15 protein-coding genes are annotated in these 19584 nt (G+C 43.6%); all 15 read right to left on the reverse strand.

Going from position 1 to position 19584, the window contains the following annotated elements; translation table 11 throughout:
- Position 1: 1 nt before the first annotated feature.
- The gene (locus D1155_RS01060) at positions 2-1222 is read right to left on the reverse strand and encodes a sugar-transfer associated ATP-grasp domain-containing protein (protein ID WP_160200559.1); all 1221 of its coding nucleotides are present in this window, start codon (positions 1220-1222) and stop codon (positions 2-4) included.
- 50 nt (positions 1223-1272) lie between these two features.
- On the reverse strand, positions 1273-3750 hold the full coding sequence (locus tag D1155_RS01065) for an ATP-grasp domain-containing protein (protein WP_160200560.1): 2478 nt from the start codon (positions 3748-3750) through the stop codon (positions 1273-1275).
- Between the two features lie 275 nt (positions 3751-4025).
- Entirely contained in the window at positions 4026-6875 is a 2850-nt protein-coding gene (locus D1155_RS01070; RefSeq protein WP_160200561.1) for an SH3 domain-containing protein, read from the reverse strand.
- A 415-nt stretch (positions 6876-7290) separates the two neighbouring features.
- Entirely contained in the window at positions 7291-7794 is a 504-nt protein-coding gene (tnpA, locus tag D1155_RS01075) for an IS200/IS605 family transposase (protein WP_160200729.1), read from the reverse strand.
- A gap of 183 nt (positions 7795-7977) precedes the next feature.
- Positions 7978-8616, reverse strand: a complete 639-nt coding sequence (gene pcp, locus D1155_RS01080) for a pyroglutamyl-peptidase I (RefSeq protein WP_160200562.1) — start codon at positions 8614-8616, stop codon at positions 7978-7980.
- A gap of 179 nt (positions 8617-8795) precedes the next feature.
- On the reverse strand, positions 8796-10208 hold the full coding sequence (locus D1155_RS01085) for a Sapep family Mn(2+)-dependent dipeptidase (protein ID WP_201759498.1): 1413 nt from the start codon (positions 10206-10208) through the stop codon (positions 8796-8798).
- Positions 10209-10251: 43 nt separating this feature from the next.
- On the reverse strand, positions 10252-10620 hold the full coding sequence (locus tag D1155_RS01090; protein ID WP_160200563.1) for a RidA family protein: 369 nt from the start codon (positions 10618-10620) through the stop codon (positions 10252-10254).
- 23 nt (positions 10621-10643) lie between these two features.
- The gene (locus D1155_RS01095) at positions 10644-10997 is read right to left on the reverse strand and encodes a RidA family protein (RefSeq protein WP_160200564.1); all 354 of its coding nucleotides are present in this window, start codon (positions 10995-10997) and stop codon (positions 10644-10646) included.
- Between the two features lie 52 nt (positions 10998-11049).
- The gene (locus tag D1155_RS16065; RefSeq protein WP_160200565.1) at positions 11050-12801 is read right to left on the reverse strand and encodes an amidohydrolase family protein; all 1752 of its coding nucleotides are present in this window, start codon (positions 12799-12801) and stop codon (positions 11050-11052) included.
- A gap of 23 nt (positions 12802-12824) precedes the next feature.
- The gene (locus tag D1155_RS01105) at positions 12825-13649 is read right to left on the reverse strand and encodes a carbon-nitrogen hydrolase family protein (protein ID WP_160200566.1); all 825 of its coding nucleotides are present in this window, start codon (positions 13647-13649) and stop codon (positions 12825-12827) included.
- Positions 13650-13667: 18 nt separating this feature from the next.
- Positions 13668-14828, reverse strand: a complete 1161-nt coding sequence (locus tag D1155_RS01110; protein ID WP_160200567.1) for an aminotransferase class V-fold PLP-dependent enzyme — start codon at positions 14826-14828, stop codon at positions 13668-13670.
- Positions 14825-16204, reverse strand: a complete 1380-nt coding sequence (locus D1155_RS01115) for a metallopeptidase TldD-related protein (RefSeq protein ID WP_160200568.1) — start codon at positions 16202-16204, stop codon at positions 14825-14827. The genes D1155_RS01110 and D1155_RS01115 overlap by 4 nt, the downstream gene beginning before the upstream one ends.
- Positions 16201-17583, reverse strand: a complete 1383-nt coding sequence (locus tag D1155_RS01120; RefSeq protein ID WP_160200569.1) for a TldD/PmbA family protein — start codon at positions 17581-17583, stop codon at positions 16201-16203. Before D1155_RS01120 ends, D1155_RS01115 begins: the two co-directional genes overlap by 4 nt.
- A 22-nt stretch (positions 17584-17605) precedes the next feature.
- A complete protein-coding gene (locus D1155_RS01125; protein WP_160200570.1) occupies positions 17606-18568 on the reverse strand; it encodes an ABC transporter ATP-binding protein in 963 nt (320 codons plus the stop codon).
- The gene (locus tag D1155_RS01130) at positions 18561-19577 is read right to left on the reverse strand and encodes an ABC transporter ATP-binding protein (protein WP_160200571.1); all 1017 of its coding nucleotides are present in this window, start codon (positions 19575-19577) and stop codon (positions 18561-18563) included. Before D1155_RS01130 ends, D1155_RS01125 begins: the two co-directional genes overlap by 8 nt.
- Between the last annotated feature and the right edge of the window lie 7 nt (positions 19578-19584).

The following is a 19584-nucleotide window of genomic DNA, read 5'->3' on the forward strand; positions in this document are numbered from 1 at the left end:
TTTATAAATATCTTTCCACTACATGATGCATTCCCCTATGCTCCTGAAGATAGAACGGCAACTGTAAAACATTAGGTGCAGGAGATGTATTTCCTTCTATGAGTACTGGTCCACTCTCTGTAACAGCAATGTCCCAGCCCACATAACCAACACCTTCCACGATTCTGCCCGCCTTATCAATTAACGCTTTTACCTCATCCCAGTAAGGTACCTGAAACCCCTTAATTATTTCACCTGTAGCGGGATGCGTTTCATAGATTTTTCCCGACAAATCAATGGCATCCGTCATAACTTTACCGCTTTCCAAATCAATCAAGGCAAGAACGCCTCCATTATGGAAGTTATCCACTACTGCATCCCCTCCTGCCATTCTGAAAGCAGCATAAAGGATGTGCACTTCGTCATCTTTAAAAACAGATACCACACGAAGCGTATTCACTGCTCGTTTTGAAAATCTACTCATATCCGGATGCTGAATCAGATATCCCTCAACGATGCCTACAGGAAGCGTCTTTATCCGATCATAGCTGGTTTCTACGCTGTCTTCAGAGATGTCAAAGACCTGAACCCCAGATCCGCAGCTTGCCGACAGCGGCTTATAAATCACTTTTTTTTCATTTTTAAACTTCTCTGTGAATTCCTCCAAGGACACATCTTTATTGTATGTCCATACTCTTCCCAAGCAGTCACCGAATACCTCATTGAATTCATTCTTATTTCTAAAGCAGGCAACATTTTCCTTGTTCGTATTATATTTTTTCCTAAGTGCATTTGCGTCGCCCTTTGTAAAATAAGTTTTCTGGGTTTCTTCGTCAGTCTCCCAAAACCTGTATGCTACATAATCTTTATATTCTGCGCCGCATTTAGCCTTTGACTCCTCCATTTTTTCTTTTGCTACTTCGTAGCTCCATCCGGTATTTTCCATTACCGTATGAAGGAATTTTTCATTTTTTTCAGCTTTTCTCTTTCTCTGTGCCTCTTTCCTCTGGTATTCACTTTCCTGCTCGTTTATAGGAATTTTATAAAACTCATACCGATTATAATCCTTATAGGTAATGCCTAACCTCTGTCTAGCGTCTTCAATTTGTGCTACAGTCTTCTCACGGCTCCAGCCCGTCTTACTCATAACAGATAATATATTTTCCTCTTTTCTCTTTTGTTTTTTTAACGCTTTATCTGCAGATTTCGACGAATCTGCCTTTTTTCTAAAAAAGCTAAACATATGATATCCTCCTTTTTCCTGACTTTCATTCAGCGCTATATTGAAATTTACTATTTTACAGCCCTTCTATCTCTAATTCGATATGGAATTCTCATCAAAGCAGCAACAAAGTAAAACCGTTTAAAATACTGATAAGGCTTCGGATCGTCGTCAGCTTTAATAAAGCAAATGTCTGCGCTATCCATCATCATTCTGCCCTCAGACAGACTCAAATCACTTCTTACATATTCCTCCAGCAGAATTTTTTCGCTGACAAATCGCTTTCCTGCTATATCAAGACTACAGTTCAAATTCAGTTCCTTACCCTTCAACAAATAATCTGCATACATCGCAGGAAGATTTACACCGCACCGGGTAAAGGCATGAATTGATGCCCCCGCACGAAAGTTCAGCTCTACAAAATAGATATTTCCATCTGTTGTTTCAATAAGATCAATGTCAAATAAACCAGTGTAATTCAAGGAATCGACAAAAGCAATGCACTGCTCGACGATAGGCTGCAGAAGCGAATGAGAAACCGTTTCCCCCATTAACGCTACGCCTTTTCTCTCCCGGTGTCCGCCTGCTACAACCCTAAAAAGTCCCGGCGCTATAACGCCTGCCGCAGTACTCACCCCAAGCAGCGAATACTCCGCTTTAATTTCTGCAAAGGTTTCAACCAGAATTTCAAAATCAGACGATGCTGCGTACTCACGTAAAACACCGTTGAGTTCGTCCCTGTCCCTACATTTCATCATTTTTGCTTTAGTATCCTTTGAACTGACATTCGGCTTTATAAAACACGGATACACAATTGTTTCCGGAAGTTCAAACTGTCCGTTTCGGGATTTCACCAATACACTGTCAAGCACAGGTAACGAAAACGTAGCAGCAAGTTTCTTCTGCACAGCCTTGTTCATCAGTTGGCTTAGCGCTCCGGCACAATCTGAAATATTAGGGAGTATATAATAAGGTTTCAGTTCTTCTAGGTTCTCATCTATAATTTGTGCAGTATAATCATCTACCGGTATCAGAAGAGTTCTGCCATTTGACGCTGCAAGATCCGACAAACTGTGAAGAAGCCGCGCCGGATTATCTCCGCTCACACATTGGTGAAACTGTCTTACATACTTGCTGTAAATCTCCGGCTTCATTCTACTGAGCAGATTCATTACTTTCGGTTTCTTCTTATATACACGAAGGACATCTATCTGATATCCTTCCATTCCCAAATCTCGAGTCATCGTAAGGATATTGCCATAGTTTCTGCCTACTACCACAGCAACAGGGTGTCTATCATCGGCCTTTCTAGTATCCGCAATATCTTTTTTCTCCGTTTCTCTTTGCAAAAGATGTTTGACACGATGCTTCAATGCGCTTAAACGAATCCTTTTTTGAAAAATCTTTCCAGGTGCCGGATCGTCTGTATTTGAAAGGAGCGTGTAATCAGCATTTTTTATACAGCGATGAAGTTCACGCTTTGTCATATAGCCATAAATATAATCCTCCCAGACAACCTTTTCATATACAAAGGTTTTTCCAAAGGAAGTAATCGTCTCATCCTCACTGCTGCGCTCTTCTCCTGTGATTTCCTTTACAAAAATCTCCGGCAGATTTACACCGTTTAAATAGTACGCAAAATTAGGCCCACCGCTGCGAAAGTTTACTTCGTTGAAATAAATCTTATCCCCGCAAAGGTTTAATTCCACATCAAACATCCCAACATAGTGACACTGTTTCATGAGCATTTTAACACGTTCCAGGGTTTCACCTAATATATCTGGCGGCAACATTCTGCCGGACATAGTAACGCCTCGCTCATACTCTGCTACCCTGATTTTTTCTATGATTCCCGGAATAATAACCTTTTGATCCAAACAGATACCGGACATGTCATATTCCTTATCAATATGCAGATACTCCTGAATCAGCACAGATCGGTTACTGAAAAACTTTTTCATCTTCATCAGCTGCCCTTTTAATTGTGTTCTGTCCCAGCATACCATCATTTCTGTTTTGCGTCCAGAAACACTCTCAATAGGCTTCACAAAACAGGGATAAACCACGTCTTCAGGAATAATAACTGTCTCTTTCAGAGAAACCCTCCACGCCAAAGGTGTCAAAAGCCCTGCTTTTTTCGCTAGACTTTCCTGCATCGTCTTGTCCATCAAATCAACAATAGAACAATCAGAATCTCTTGTAGTATGCGGAATCAAAAAATGTTTATCCAATACTCCGCGATTAGAATCCACCACAGATGCAGTAAAGTCATCTGCCGGAAAAAGAACCATTTTTTCCCCACAGCATTTTGCATACTCCATCAGCACTTCCATCAACGATGCCCCAGTATCGCCCTGAATCTTAGGTGAAAGAACTTCTGTTGTTTTATTCAGATATTTGCTGCTAGAAATAATAACAGAACTTCCTTTTTTCTTCGTACTGGCAATCAAATCTACCCGATAGCCAGCAGCGCCCAAAGAACGAATAATGCCAAGTCCGGTAGAATAGTTTCTTGAAAGCACAATCACAAACGGTTTCAATTTACTCAATATAATCTCCTTGACTGTAATATCTCAAAATAGTTTTTCCATCTGTTGTATATATATGTCATAATGTTTAAATTTCAATGATATTTTACATATTCTTGATACTCCATTATATAACATCATGCAAAAAAAGTCAAACAGGTCAAAAGAACTGCTATGCAGTTTACAGAAACATCAGGGCTATATAAAAGGGTGTCGCATCATCTAAAAATAGAAGATTCTGCAACACCCATTTCTTTTCACGCAGAATATATTTACCTGCGTTCTTTCTATTTGCACTAACGATAAATGCGGTTCGCCTGATTGGACCACTTTGTGTAATACTTCATTCCGTTGATTACCCGAACTCCACGCACTTTGTAATAATATCTTGTACCATTTACAAGATTACTTGTATTCTTCAGTGTCCGTTTAGTTCCGTCCGTTGTAGTGTAAAGTGGCTTGCTACCGTAGCCACCCGACTTTGTACTTTTGAAAATCTCAAAATAATCCACTTTATATCCATAGGATCTTTCCCAATTGATACGGATATAACCATCCCCCAGTTCCGAACTTGCTGTCAGAGTAGTTCCTTCTACACCATCTATGATATCCTGATTTGGATTCTCTGGGCTTTTATATATGCGGTTGGCTTCACTGGACCACTGGGTATAATATTTCGTTCCGTCGATTACCCGAACTCCACGCACTCTATAGTAATACCTTGTGCCATTCACCAGATTGCTTGTGTTCTTCATCGTACGTTTAGTACCGTCTGTCGTGGTGTAAAGTGGTTTGCCATCGTAAATTCCTGATTTTGTGCTTTTAAAAATTTCAAAGTAATCCACTTTATACCCGTAGGATTTTTCCCAATTAATTCGAATATAACCGTCCCCCAGTTCCGAACTTGCTGTCAGACTAGTTCCTTCTACACCGTCTATGATATCCTGATTTGGATTCTCTGGGCTTTCCGGATTTTTATAAGTGCGGACGGTTTCATTAGACCACTTTGTATAATACTTCGTTCCATCAATTACCCGAACGCCACGCACTCTGTAGTAATACCTCGTATCACTTACTAAATTACTTGTGTTCTTCATCGTACGTTTGGTACCATCTGTCGTGGTATAAAGTGGTTTGCTGTCATAATTCTCCGACTTTGTACTTTTGAAAATTTCAAAGTAGTCTACCTTATATCCATAAGATTTTTCCCAATTGATACGGATATAACCGTCTCCCAGTTCTGAACTTGCGGTCAGAGAGGTCCCCTCTACACCGTCTATGATATCCTGATTTGGATTCTCTGAGAGAGACGAATCCTTGCTGACCGTCACATAGTAATTTTTTGTATATTTACCAGATGGAGATTTCACCTTAATCGTAATCTTATTGTCGCCTTCCTTCAGACTGTTCCCACTGATTGTCACAGTTGCATCACTATCATTTTTCATAGTCTTGATGGTCAATTTATCTACAGAAGCGCCTACCGTCGTCTTCACTGTATAGTTTGAAGTAAACCGGTTAAAACTTTTGGTAAATGACAGCTTTTGATCTCCTGCGGACACAGTAATGCTGTCTAAATAACAGTTATTACTTGCCGCACTGGGCTTTGCCGCAACTGTACTCGGCATACTCTTATAGACGGGAATCTCAAAAGTGAAAGATTCACTCAAAACACCGAAATCATAATAGTTATTCTGAATTAAGGATGCCTGCGTTGCTGCCGAAAATATTGCTGTTGCATATTGATAAGTTCCGATTCCCGAAAGCCCGTTCATGATATTGTATCTTTCGTAGTAAGAAGTATACTGATTCCTTTCCAAAAAAGTACTGGCAATATAAATTGCGCCTCCTTTAACTGCTTTTTCCAAAGTATTCCAGGGCCGTAAATAACTAGTGTCAGTCTTATTCACACCACCTGCCGCATAAACAAGCCCTTTGGTTGCTGCACTGCCGTCAGGACTGTCTACCGACCCAATATTATACACATTATAACAGTTTTCAAAGGTTTTTCCACTGTATGTAAATTTATGTCCGTTTATCATAAAATCGCTGCTGCCTAGTTCCTGTCTTGTCTTAGTCGCCAGATATACAGGACTGATCACATACTTTTTCCCGTTATAAGTCTGCTCTGCGGCACTGATATAATACTTTGCCGCAGTTGACGGCAGTGCAGTAGTTGAAAGAATTTTTTTCACCAGAGATTCTGTCTGATAGGTAGGATCATAATTATTTGGCTCAAACATAAAAATACTGGATTCCGTCAGCCAGTTTCTAGGATCCATATAGTAAGCAACGCCCTCTTTGGAAGCTGACACCCACGAATCTCCATCTTTTCCGATATAAGTATGCTTATCAAAGTCATAATCTCCCTTTTGAACAGATTTAAATCCATCCGAGAAATTTCTTGATACTAAATTCGCATTGGAATTTGCACATTGCTTATTCAGCGCTTCTTCCCATGTAAAGTCAACGTGTTTTGCGCGGAATTTCCAATTAGGGTGATTCACATGAAGTTTTCGAAGCATCGTCTTATAGCTTTCAGGAAAACCTTCTGACTCAAGCATTGCCTCAAACTGCGCATCGGTCAGTGCACCGCCCCCAATACCTTCAGAGGGACTGTCCATATCTACATAGCTTGCAGATATGTAATAGTACGCATTATTATAATAGATTTTATACCAGGACGAGCCCGCAGCGGTCTCTGCTGCCAAAGCTACTTTCACCTGTGTCCCTTTTTCCAGAGTTCCTTCACTGGAAAAATCCGTTCCCGGTCCTTTTCTATAATTAATCGTAGAAGTTGTCTTTCCCTCTCTATAAGAATAATTAACCGATGCCAAATCAGAACGAATATAACCGTCTCCGTAACTGCTGGAAATCTTGTACCAGATATCAGTCTTATTGCTACTTCCTGCAACTGTATACTTTTCTTTCTCTATATATACTGTGGATCGATATGGAATTGCTCCAACGATAGAGGAAGAAGTGGAATAACTGCTGCGTATATTAACGCCGTCACTTTCTGTGATAGTCGCCGTCGCTTCCGGTACCGATACTCCGTAAGACTCGGAAGTTACAACAAAAAGACACGTCACAGCAATGCACAACAAAAATAATACTGTTCTTGTAACATGGATTTTAATCGTCATAGACTCTTGCCTCCTATTATTTAGTAGAAAGGGTTCGATATATCTACTATTTCATAATTCAGTAAATCTCATTAGCTTATGATTCTTCAGTGCTACTTTTACATTTTATAGAATTCATAGCAATGGGGTTCTTTCAAAATACGATTGGAACCATAACTGCGTCCAGTATACCATAGTTCGACTTCTTTTTCAAATGTATAAAAAAGGTTATAGTCTGCTGATAACTCCCCATAGCGTTTCCCCAATGCTTCTCTGCTGGTGACGCGCCCCAGCAAATCATAACTACCCTTCAAAAGGGTGGTTTGCTCTAGGACTATAGCCCTTCACTACAGGCTAGCATCCCAAAGTGCTAGCTTTCACTTTGTTCAAGCTACATTGCCGTTGCCTCTTTAGCCACCCCACAAAGGGGTTTTCTTTATTTTGTAAATGGGTCGTTATACTCTTTCACGCTCAGTTTGTCAATCGCCTGATCATGTTTTTCTTGCTCTCTGACATATTTTCGGATTGTTTCCTCGTTCAATCCAACTGCAAGTTGATTACAAATGTACTCCGCAATTCGTTCTGTGTTTTTTCCTGCGGTATCAACATAATATCCCTTGCACCAAAACTCTCTGTTTCGATATTTGTATTTCAGCTCCCCGAATTGCTCGTACAGCATCGTACTGCTCTTCCCCTTGAGGTAACCTACAAATTTTGAAACAGAATACTTTGACGGAATCTCTAAAAGCATGTGAATATGGTCAGAGCAGACCTCTGCTTCTACAATTTTTACACCTTTCCACTCACAAAGCTGTCTTAGAATCCTACCTATTTCTCTCTTGTATTTCCCATAAAAGATTTTTCTTCTATATTTGGGTGCAAACACAATATGGTATTTGCAATTCCACTTGGAATGCGATAAACTGTTAATGTCATTCATACTCATTGAATGTCCTCCTTCTCTATTCTTCTTTGCAGTTGGCAGACCGCATTCCAAGTATAGCAGAAGGAGTTTTTTTATTCAAATGTGTAACATTTCCGGAACCTCGCGTCCAATGCGTGGTTTTCTCATATACAAAAATACAGGCATGTCTCAACGCAGTACATGCCTGTTTCTACATGGCTATTGCAAGGTTCCCATCGACACGTGAATTTCGTTTCCACATACAGCTGCTTCAATTGCCGCCTGCAGCCCCTTTGTGATATCTGAAAGAGCCATAGACGGTGTATCCTCCTTATCCGCTACTTGCTCCGGAATAAATGGCACATGAATAAAGCCTGCCTTCATCTGAGGATACGATTGTTCCGCTAAATGTAGGGCCTCATATAAAAGAGTATTGCATACATAGCTCCCTGCCGAATAAGAAAGATTCGCAGGAATTCCTGCCTGACGGATACGTTCCACCATCGCCTTTATCGGTAACGTCACAAAATACGCAGCTGCGCCATCTTCATGTATCGGAATGTCGATAGGCTGATTGCCATCATTGTCAGGAATGCGCGCATCAATCAAATTGATACCAATACGCTCCACCTCAAGGGCGTCTGCGCCGCCTGCCTGCCCAACGCACAGCACTATGTCCGGATTATGCGCTTTTACCGACTGAGCCAATACAAGCCCTGCTTTTTCAAACACCACGGGAATCTCTGCTTTTATAATTTCTGCACCAGAAATTACGTCCGGCAGCCTGTGAACTGCCTGCCATGACGGATTGGTATTTTCCCCGCCAAAGGTCTCAAATCCTGTTACCAAAACTTTCATCTTATCAACCTCCTCGTATTTTCTCAAATACTCCGTTTCATTCATTAGATTAAACTATTCTGTTAAAATGTCAACAGCTTTTCTAAAAGTATTCCCTGATAGCAAAAGAACCGTAAGCGGGTCATCACCTTGCTTACGGTTCTTTTATAGGAATACAACTATGTGTGTCGTTTGCTATATTAGTTTCTCTCGCCGCACAGTTCTAAAATCGCAGAGGCAAACATAGCCCCGCTTGTCAGAAGTACGTCTAAATCAGCAAATTCATCAGGTCCGTGCATTCTGTTGTCAACCCCCGGCATTGCGCAGCCAAAAGTGACACCGTAAGGCATATTGTGCACATAGGAACCTCCGCCTATAGCAATGCAGTGTCCGACAAAGCCCGTATAAGCCTCATAGCACTTTAACAGCGTCTTAACCAGTACCGTATCCTCAGGCACGTGGTGCGCTTCCTCTCTTTCAGCCTCATACTGCAATCCTTTTTCTTCCGCCATATCCTCAATAGGTTTTAAGTTTTCCAAATTTGCGCAAATCGGTGTACGTGAATCAAATTCACCGGTTAACGTTTTTCCATTATAATTTAGAATATCAAGGCTTACAGTAATTTTGCCGGACAGTTCATCCTCCATATAGATACCGGCAGCCTTTCCGTAATAATCTCCATGGGGAAAGATTTCCTGTAAACTCTGTAGCTTTTCAAAGCCTAAGGATTCAGCAACCGGAAGCCTCACTAAAAGCTGCAGCATCGCAGTCGCAGCATTTCTCGCCTGCTCCGGTCTGCTGGCATGGCCGCCTTCACCATCAGCAGTAATTCCAATGAAATCACCTTTCAGCTTTTCCAGCGAAAAATCCACATTGGTTTCTTCTGAAACCACATTTAAGATATTTTTTAAATCTTCCGCAGTCAGACCCTCTATCACTGCCTTTGCCGAGCTTGGAATCACATTGATACTGCTTCCGCACTGCACAGATACAATGCGCGGCAGTCTTTTATCTTCAGGAAACTCTGCTGTCAAAGCTCCTTTTAAGCTGCCCTTTTCAATGTTGACAACGGGAAATTCTCCGTCAGGTGAAAAAGCCATCTCTGCTGGTTTCGTTTTTGCTCTGTACATCTTCAAATCCAGGCAGCCCGATTCTTCATCGCAGCCAAGGAACAGCCTCACATTCTCAGCCAGCGCAATTCCTTGTTCTTTAATAGCGCGAAGTGCGTAAATCGCTGCCAGAGCCGGTCCTTTATCGTCAGCGGTTCCTCTTCCATAAACACAGCCATCGACAAGTTTCATCACAAAAGGTTCAGTGACCTGCCAGCCTTCCCCAGCCGGAACAACGTCCATATGGGCAAAGATATCCAGCTTTCTTTCACAGCTGTCATTTAGCTGTACAATGCCCAGACAGTTCTCCCAGTTTTCGGTATAAAGGCCAAATCTCTTCGCAATTTCAAGGGCTTTTTCAAGAGCCTGTGCAGGGCCGCGACCTACAGGAAAACCCGGTTCGCTTTCACCTCTGGTGCTGTCAATAGAAATCAGTTCTTCTAAATCCTGCAAAAACTCCTCTTTATATCCTTCAAAATACGCTTTTAAATTCTTTTGCTTCATAATATCTCCCATGCTTTAGTCTGCAATACGCGTGGCGCTTTCCTTACTGCAGCTCAGCAACTGCTTCGATTTCGATGAGAGTTCCCGGTTCAAAACCCTTTATCGGAACAATGATGCGGGCAGGCTTGTGTTCTCCGAAAAACTCTGCATAAATCTTATTCACAATATCCCAATATGTGTGATCCGCAACATACACCTTGCACATCACAATATTTTCCTTCACTGCACCTGCAGCTTCCACTACCTTCTCAACATTTTTAAGTGCGGCAACAGTCTGTGCTTCGATTCCAAGCTCCCTCTTTCCAGTCTCTTTATCTTCGCCGATCTGCCCTGCAATATAAAGGGTGCTTTCGCTGATTACACCTGCGGAATAATGTCCGCAATTTTCACCAAATGGATTTACAAATCTCATACTTTGACCTCTCTTCTCCCAGCTTATGCCTCTTTTACAGCGGCAATTAAAGTGATTTCTACCTTAAATTTCGTATCTGACAGTGCTGCGCCTACGCAGGTACGTACCGGCTGCGTGCCTTCTTCGAACCAGTTGTCCCACACGCCGTTAAATTCATCAAAAGTTCCCATATCCGGAAGATATACACTGGCAGAAATGATATGCTTCTTGTCTGATCCATACTTTTCTAGCTTTCCCTCCAAAATTTCCAGACAGGACAGCGCCTGCTCGGAAACAGTTTCGCCTTTATCAGAAATCTGACCTGAAAGGTAAAGCACTCCGTTGTGAATGACTGCTTCGTGGAAGCGTCCGTTTGAATTGTAACGTTCTAATTTCATATTTCTTTCTCCTTTTCGTTCCATAAATTATTTTCTTTGCATCTTTTTATTTTTACCGGTCTGCGTAGCGTTCTATCATACCGCTGCGCACATGGCTGTGGTTGCCATGCTCCATGGCGACTTTGCCGTTTACCAGCACATAGCTGATACCTTCCGGCTTGCTTCTGGGATCCACCATGTTCTTATTCGGTTTCAAGTTTTCCAAATCTGCAATGACGATATCTGCCTGCATACCTTCCTTCAGATATCCTCTCTTTGTTAAACCGAGAACCTTTGCCGCATTGCCTGTCAGCTGTCCCACTACTGTCTCCAGCTTATATCCACGCTCTAATCTGCTGTTGATGTACTCTATGATTCCGCAAAATCCAGATGGCGTTCCGTTATCCTTTGGCATATCCTCTACATCGCCTTCAAAATCATAGTTGGTCGCCATATTATCCGTTCCGATGCAAGCTTCCTTCGCCTCATAAAACCTTTCCGACTGCGGCTTGGCAAGAGACGGCGCAATGGGCTGAATATACCGAGTTTCCGGATCCCTTGCCAAAATTTCTATCAGTGCATGGGCAGAATCCGTTTCTAAAGCTTCTGCAATATCACAAATGCGTTTACCTTCCCATTCCTTGCATGCGCACCTGCCGATTACAGCTTGATCGTTCCACCTTGGAAATACGATGTTCTCATTTCTGTTGATGCACTCTGCCAGATACTCTCGGTATCCTTCACTTTTTAATCTTTCCCCGAAAGCCTTTTTGCCTCCGCAGCTCGTTACGTAGTAAAGCAGCACCTTACTCAAATCACTGAAATAGTACATGGCATAAAGGTTCGGCACCGAAACATCCCATGTAGCGCGCACGCCCTTTTTTCGATAGACTTCAATGAGTTTCAGCGTTTCCTTTTCACTTTCGTAGATTGCTTTTTCATCATCTAACTCATCAGCTGCTTCAATATGACTGACATGAACATGCACGCCGGTCTTAAGACCGATTTCCATCAATTCTTTTACGCCATCTAAAGTTCTATGGTCTTCTACGGTTTTTCCGTGGCGATGGTTTCGCATCTGCACATGGGCAGTGAGAATGCCATCATATGGCTTTAAGCATTCTGCTAACCTAAGGAGTTCCTCATCGTCTGCGTCCCAGCCCGGCGTATAGTCAAGACCGTATGAAATTCCAAAAGCGCCTGCTTCCATGGCTTCCTTGACCCAGTACTCCATTTCTAAAAGCTCCGCTTCCGTCGCAGGTCTTTCCGCATGGAGCCCCATGGCGTTCTGACGCATGTTACTGTGTCCTGCTATCATAAACAGATTGACGGCAACACCTTGCTCCCTCAAATACCGCTGATACTCCCCAAAGGTTTTCCACGACATATTGATTCCAAAGCACTTTTTCATGCCGGCTTTTAACGTCGGCACATCGATTGCCGGATATTCTCCCGGAAAATGTCCGATTGTAGAAAAAGGCATCATTTCCTCGTATGCAGGACCTTCTACGTGCATCAACGTCCAGTATTTATCAAGGGGCGTCATTCCCATACCGCAGTGGCCTGTAAATGCTGAGGTTACGCCTTGACCAATGAGGTTTTCCGCATCCGGCTGCATAAAAATGCTTACATCGGCATGGGAGTGCATATCGATAAAACCCGGCGTTACAAACTGTCCTTTTGCGTCAATGATCGCTTCACTGTCTGCCTCTGCAAGGATTCCAATTTTTGCAATCTGCCCGTCTTTTACTCCAATATCTGCTTGATAGCGCTCACTTCCCGTTCCATCAATGAGCATACCATTTTTTATGATTAAATCATACATGTCGACACCTCTTGGACTTTTTTCTATTTCTTTCCGATTTCTTTCGTCATATAAAGGTCGGTTCTTCTGCCGATGACAAGAGGCAGCTGCTGTCTGGTGTTCCCCACTTCTGCCATGTCAAGGTCCACATACAGCATGCAAGGCTTTTCCTCTGCTCTGACCAAAATGCGTCCCATCGGATCGCAGGCAATGGAGTTTCCGTAGGAAACATACACACCGTCAACATCTCTTGCAGGCGCTACACCCACCGTAAAAATCTGCTCATCTACGGCACGCTGTCTGAACATGGTCTCCCAGTGCAGTGGTCCTGTAGTCATATTAAATGCTGCCGGCACGATGGTTACCTGTGCGCCTTTCAGCATCATGAGGCGGGATAGCTCCGGAAAACGGAAATCAAAACAGATACATAGGCCAAAGGTAATACCCTTGAACGCAAATGTAGTCACATCATCTCCCGGCGTAAAGGTGTCTGATTCCTTAAAATACTGCCCACCCTTGATATCAATATCAAAGAGGTGCATTTTTCTATGCTTTCCAATCTGTTTTCCTGTCTCATCAAAGACATAAGCTGTGTTATAAATCTTTCCGCAGCAGGCTTCCGGCATACTGCCTGCGACAAGACCAATCCGGTTTTCTGCAGCGCATGCCGACATGGTTTTCCATGAATGTTCCCCTTCCTCTTCTGCAAATCGCTTAAAGTATTCTGCAGTATACGGACACTGGAACATTTCCGGAAGCACCGCAAGCTCTGCACCCCGCTGTGCTGCTTCCCTTACTTTCTCGCAAGCATATTTCAAATTCGCTTCCTTGTCCTTTGTGACAGGCATTTGAATCATCGCTATTCTCATCGTTTCTTACTTCCTTTCCTAAAGCCTTCCCAGCTGCTTTAATGCATCTGCTGCTTTTTCAATATCAGAAACCGAATTATGTAACCCGATAGAAAGTCTGATATATCCCGGTCTGTGGGTCACTCTTATCTTTGCCTTTTCAAAAATGTCACTAGCCCGGTCGTAATGCTTTTCATCATAATACATCACCAAAACCCCGGACAGGTTTTCTGACTGGGGCAGAATATCCAGCCCGCAGCCCTGCAGCTTTTCTCGCAGGAGTATTTCAAGACCTCTGACATGATTTTGTATATTTTCTTTGCCCAGCTCCAAAATCAGGCTCAAACTGCTCTCAAGAAGGGCAATGCCGATAGCATTTGTCGTACTTCCTTCAAAGCGCTCCGCATCGCTACGCAGGGAAACTTCATCAATACTATCCAGCGTCTGCGGCGGATCCGGTTCATATACGGCGCTGCTTCCTCCTACATACGAAGGAACTATCTTTTCAATCAAATCCTTGCGGCAATACATAATTCCTGTTCCAAAGGTTGCCAACATACCCTTATAGCAGCCGCAGGAAAGAACGTCTATGTGCAGTTTTTTTACGTCGATAACAAGTCTACCCAATGCCTGTATACCGTCAACTACAAAGAGAATATTTCGCTCTCTGCAAAATCTGCCGATTTTTTCTAAATCCAAGCAAATTCCCGTTCCAAACTGAACAGCCGATAAGCTGATTGCCCTCGTATTTTCATCTACCGCTGCAAAAATCTGTTCTTCCGACAGGTTTCTCCCATCCGTCTTTATCAGTTTCAACGCATACCCGTATTTCTTGGAACTGCAAATCCACGGATAGAGGTTAGACGGATTTTCCATATCACAGACAACCACGTTATCGCTCTTTTCAAAGGGATAGCCCTGCGCCACGATGGAAATTCCCTCCGTAGTACTTTTGGTAAAGGCAATTTCATCAGTGTCTGCATGAATCAATTCCGCCAGCATCTCCTTTGCGCTAGTTCGCTGTGGTCCAAGGCTTGTAATGCCGTTGACACAAAGACTCTCTACATAGCCTTCCATGAAGCGCGAACCCGCCCTTTGGGTGCGCAGCGGCGGAAGTCCTATAGAGCTGGTATTCAAATAAACCACATCGCCGAGAAACCCATACTCGTTTTGAATTAACGTTTCATTTATTACACTCATGCTTTGTTTCCACCAATCATCACATTTTTAACTAAAAGGCTCGGCCCTCCGTAGCAGTAGTTTTTATAATCGAATTCATGCAGCTGCAAATCTTCTCCTACCGCCGCAATATTTTCGAATAAATCACGGAGATTTCCTGCCATGGTAAGCTGATCTGCATAGCCTATCGCTGCGCCATTTTCATAGACCACCCCTTTGCAAGGAATGGAGAAGGAACCGTCGGCAACGTGAACGGAATGGAACTCGTCTGAGGAACAGGTGATATGGAGTCCATCCAGTAGCTTGTCTGTCAGTTCCTCTTTGGGCGTTTTGCCCGGCTTGATATAAAACACGTTTGGCAGAGTCTGCAGGTCGATTGGAAGCATTCCAGTCAGCGTAATCCCTCGACCGCCATGTCCGGTTGCTTTTAAGCCCAGCTTCTCTGAAGCCCTGTGATTTGTCATAGGCGATTTGAATATACCATCCTTTACAATTTCTGTCTCTTCACAAACAGTGCCTTCCGCATCTACCGGAATGTCATAGCCCCAGCCGTCGCAGCCGGCTCCGCTTATCACCGTAAAAAGGTCACTTCCCACTCTACTGTTCAATGCGTCCGCAAGAGGAGACAGCCCCGAAACCATGTGGTCTCCGCTAAAGAGCTGCCATGCAGTCATCAAAATATTGCAAACGACTTCATTGCTCAGAACCACGTCATATGTGCCGGACGGAATTTCAGTAGCCACAAGCTTTCCCGCTCCGTCCAGCAAGTTTGCTTCAGCGATTGCATACTGCAGCAATTTTTCAAAGTCAAGGTCTGCCAGTTTTTTTACACAGAATAACTTGGTACCTTTTTGAGGTTTTCCGCTTTCCCGCTTCATGGCAACCTGCAGCGTTACCATGTAATATACATTTTCAGCATAAGCGTCTACACCCCATGTATTTACTACATACCTTGTAAAGCAGGTTTTGCGCAGCGTCAGTTCAGCAGAAATAACACCTTCTTTTTCTCTTGCCGATTTCACAAGAAAAAGGGCTTTTTCCTTCATCTGATCATAATCTGTGCCGTCATCTTCGGCAAAAATCCTTACAGGCTCTGCGCAGTGATGCATCGGTTCTTTTTTGGTATTTTCACCCTTTGGGGCATTTGCCAGAGCCTCCAGAAGAAGCGCCTCCGGATCTGCGTTCATATCCTCGGTGTAAAGGTATCCTGTACCGGTCTTTTCTCCTACTGCCCGCAGGTACATACTGGTCGTATCGAAGTAACGGCTGTCCCTTACCTTATCATCGCAGATTGTGACGAGGCATTCTTCCCTACGCTCCGCGTTTACTTCCGCTTCTGTAACTTCTGACGGCAGATTGGAAAATATATTTTTAAACTGATCTAACGTAATTCTCATTTTTCGCCTCCTACCATCATTTCTTTTATACGCATCTGTGCGCCGGAAGTGGTTGTATTGACAAGGCCGGAAGCTGCACCGCAAAATGCGCCGCCGTCTTCATATACCATTTTCTTTCCGACACGGTCGATATTCATCATTGCGTCTTTTGCTCTTCCTGTAAGAATCGCACCTTTCACAAGTCTGTCAAGCTTTCCGTTTTTAATCAGATACGCTCTTTGTGCACCGAGAGAAAACTCTTCTCCCGCTGTACCACCTCCAAGCTCTTCTACGAAAAGGCCATAAGGCACAGAGCGAATCATGTCTTCTTCATCGTCTTTCCCACAAGCAAGATAGGTGTTGCTCATTCTTGCTACCGGCGCATAGGTATAATCCTGGCGACGGCCGCTTCCTGTTCTTGCAAAGCCTGTTCTAATGCTGCCGATTCTGTCGACCAGATAGGATTTTAAGATTCCATTTTCAATGAGTACATTTTTCTGCCGCAGCATGCCCTCATCGTCATAAATAGAGGAACCGTACATCTGCGGCAGCGTTCCGTCATCGATAACAGTCACCTTGTCAGAAGCAATCTGCTGCCCCATCTTTCCTGCATAAGTCGGATCAATCTGCAGATTAGTAACCTCCAGTCCGTGACCGCAAGCTTCATGGAAAAATGTGCCGGAACTTCCTCCTGCTGCAAAGATAACCGGCATTCTGCCCACCGGTGCAACCTCTGCAAACATGGTTTCCTCCATACTCTTTAAATCTGCTGTCATGCGATCGATATAGCTCTCGTCAGAAAAAGCTTCAAATCCCATCGGCCTTGTAAAATCAGTGAAATGCCCTGCCGATTTATCTCCGGCCTCAAGCTTTGGCATCTGTCTGATTCTGGATACAACTCTTCTGTCCTCTGCCAAAACACCTTCGGTATTTGCAATGCGTACCCTCTGGTCTACATCGAAATAGGTTAAATCCAAGCTTCTGAGGTACTTACAAGAACTCCTCATAGCTTTATCAGCATTTTCAAGAACCTTTAACTTTTTAGCACGCTCTACACTAGATGGTAAGACCTTTGCCTCGCACGGATTGGAAATCCCAATAGACGCTGTCTTTGGCGCTGTAAATCTGCCCTGTTTTTTCTCTTTCAGCATCGCAGCACCGATTCTTGCCAGCTTCATCATCTCGGTATGGGATAAACTATTTGTATATACATAGACACATTCTGTCCCCGAAATCAGATAAAGACCTGCCCCTTTGCGTCTTGCCTTTGCAATATTTCCTACCGATGACTCCTTGTATGAAATATTGAATTCATCCCTGTCTTCCAAAAATAGCTCAGCAAATTCAGCGCCCAGTTCCAGTGAGTACTGTAACACTGCATTGATTTCTGCCTGTTTCATAACCATTCTCCTTTCACGCCGCTCACTTTTCAGTTAAGTGACAGGCAGCAAAGTGCCCTTCTGCAATCTCCCTTAACTGCGGTTTTTCTGCTCTGCAGCGATCTGTCGCATAAGGACAACGCATTGCAAAATTACACCCTTGCGGCAAATTGATAGGACTCGGTACATCGCCTGTTAAAAGCATTCTTTTTCTCTTGCGCTCAATGGTCGGATTTGGAATCGGAATTGCAGAAAGCAGGGCTTTGGTATACGGGTGAGCGTGATTCTTATAAAGCTCATCGCTAGGCGCAAGCTCCACAATAGAGCCCAGATACATTACCGCAATCCGGTCGGAAATCTGTCTTACCATGGAAAGGTCATGGGTAATGAATAAATAGGACAGTCCTCTCTCCTCCTGCAGCCGCATGAGAAGATTTACAATCTGCGCCTGAATGGAAACATCCAGTGCAGAAATCGGCTCATCGCAGACAATCAGTTCCGGATCCATCGCAAGAGCTCTTGCAATACCGATACGCTGTCTCTGCCCTCCGGAAAACTCGTGAGGATAACGGTTGACATGTTCCTTATTAAGACCGACAAGCTGCAAAAGCTCTACAACCTTTTCCTGCCTTTCTGCCTTTGTCCCGATTTTATGAATTTCCATGCCTTCATCGATAGAACTTCCCACCATCACCAGCGGGTCTAAGGAAGCGTAAGGGTCCTGAAAGACCATCTGTACTTTCTGTCTGTAGGTAAAGTTTTCTTCTTTATTAAACTTCCAAATATCTTTTCCGTTATATTTGATACTTCCTTCACTGGGCTGATACAGCTTTACGACGGTACGCCCAAGGGTCGTTTTACCACAGCCGGACTCGCCTACAAGACCTAGAATTTCACCTTTTCCGATGGAAAGGGTAATATCGTTGACTGCCATCAGCTTGCCGCCGCCAGCCACATCAAAGCTCTTTTTTACGTGATCTAATTCCATCAACGTTTCTCTATTCATTGACAGTCACTCCTTTCTCTTTGATATAATCCGGATCGTGAAGCCAGCAGGACGCATAGTGACCTGCTTCCTCAAAGTCCTGTTTTGGCGGTGCGCAGCGTGCGCAGATATTCATGGCATATTTGCACCGTGCTGCAAAAGCACAGCCTAAAGGAGGCGCAAGCAAATCCGGAGGGGAACCCGGAATGGAAGATAACTGTTCTTTGTGATTGCTATCCAGTCTTGGCACGGAATCCAGTAGTCCCCATGTATACGGGTGCTTTGGATTTTCAAAGATTGTGTCCACATCACCGTGCTCCACAACCTGACCGGCATACATGACGTAAATTCTTTCTGCCATGTTTGCTACAACGCCAAGGTCATGGGTAATCAAAACGATAGATGTATCGATTCTGTCCTTTAAGGAATTCATCAGTTCAATAATCTGCGCCTGAATGGTTACATCAAGCGCCGTCGTCGGTTCGTCTGCAAACAGTACCTTCGGGTCACAGATCAGCGCCATGGCTACCATAATTCTCTGGCGCATACCGCCGGAAAGCTGATGTGGATAGCGCTTGATATTTTCCTCCGGCGAAGGCAGGCTGACAAATTTCAGCATTTCTACTACTTTCTCCATCGCCTCTTTTTTGCTGACCTTGTTGTGCTCTCTATAAGCTTCTGCAATCTGATCGCCTACTCTCATAGTCGGATTCAGATAGGTCAGCGGATCCTGGAAAATCATCGTCATTTCGTTACCCTGCAGCTTTCTCATCTGCTTTCTGCTGTAGTTTGTAATATCCTCCCCACGGAAGATGACTTTTCCCGATTTGATTTTTCCGGCAGGCTTTTGCAAAAGTCCCATGGCAGTCTGAATGCTGACTGTCTTGCCGCAGCCGGATTCTCCTACAATGGCAATGGTCTCTTTCTTATGTAAATGCCAGTCTACGCCTCTGACGGCCTGTACTTCTCCCGCATAGGTAGCGAAGCTGACCGCAAGATTTTCTACTGAAAGTATTTTTTCTCTTTCCATAATCTAC

The sequence above is a fragment of the Anaerotruncus sp. 80 genome, from assembly GCF_009936115.1.
In the GTDB taxonomy this organism is placed as follows: Bacteria; Bacillota; Clostridia; order Peptostreptococcales; family Anaerovoracaceae; genus Senimuribacter; species Senimuribacter intestinalis.

Coding starts and splice junctions, on each gene's coding strand:
- D1155_RS01095 (WP_160200564.1), bottom strand. CDS start 10,997: ATGAAATTAGAACGTTACAATTCAAACGGACGCTTCCACGAAGCAGTC.
- D1155_RS01110 (WP_160200567.1), bottom strand. CDS start 14,828: ATGAGTGTAATAAATGAAACGTTAATTCAAAACGAGTATGGGTTTCTC.
- D1155_RS01120 (WP_160200569.1), bottom strand. CDS start 17,583: ATGAAACAGGCAGAAATCAATGCAGTGTTACAGTACTCACTGGAACTG.
- D1155_RS16065 (WP_160200565.1), bottom strand. CDS start 12,801: ATGTATGATTTAATCATAAAAAATGGTATGCTCATTGATGGAACGGGA.
- D1155_RS01090 (WP_160200563.1), bottom strand. CDS start 10,620: ATGAGATTTGTAAATCCATTTGGTGAAAATTGCGGACATTATTCCGCA.
- D1155_RS01115 (WP_160200568.1), bottom strand. CDS start 16,204: ATGAGAATTACGTTAGATCAGTTTAAAAATATATTTTCCAATCTGCCG.
- D1155_RS01105 (WP_160200566.1), bottom strand. CDS start 13,649: ATGAGAATAGCGATGATTCAAATGCCTGTCACAAAGGACAAGGAAGCG.
- pcp (WP_160200562.1), bottom strand. CDS start 8,616: ATGAAAGTTTTGGTAACAGGATTTGAGACCTTTGGCGGGGAAAATACC.
- D1155_RS01070 (WP_160200561.1), bottom strand. CDS start 6,875: ATGACGATTAAAATCCATGTTACAAGAACAGTATTATTTTTGTTGTGC.
- D1155_RS01060 (WP_160200559.1), bottom strand. CDS start 1,222: ATGTTTAGCTTTTTTAGAAAAAAGGCAGATTCGTCGAAATCTGCAGAT.
- D1155_RS01125 (WP_160200570.1), bottom strand. CDS start 18,568: ATGAATAGAGAAACGTTGATGGAATTAGATCACGTAAAAAAGAGCTTT.
- D1155_RS01085 (WP_201759498.1), bottom strand. CDS start 10,208: ATGAAGCAAAAGAATTTAAAAGCGTATTTTGAAGGATATAAAGAGGAG.
- tnpA (WP_160200729.1), bottom strand. CDS start 7,794: ATGAATGACATTAACAGTTTATCGCATTCCAAGTGGAATTGCAAATAC.
- D1155_RS01130 (WP_160200571.1), bottom strand. CDS start 19,577: ATGGAAAGAGAAAAAATACTTTCAGTAGAAAATCTTGCGGTCAGCTTC.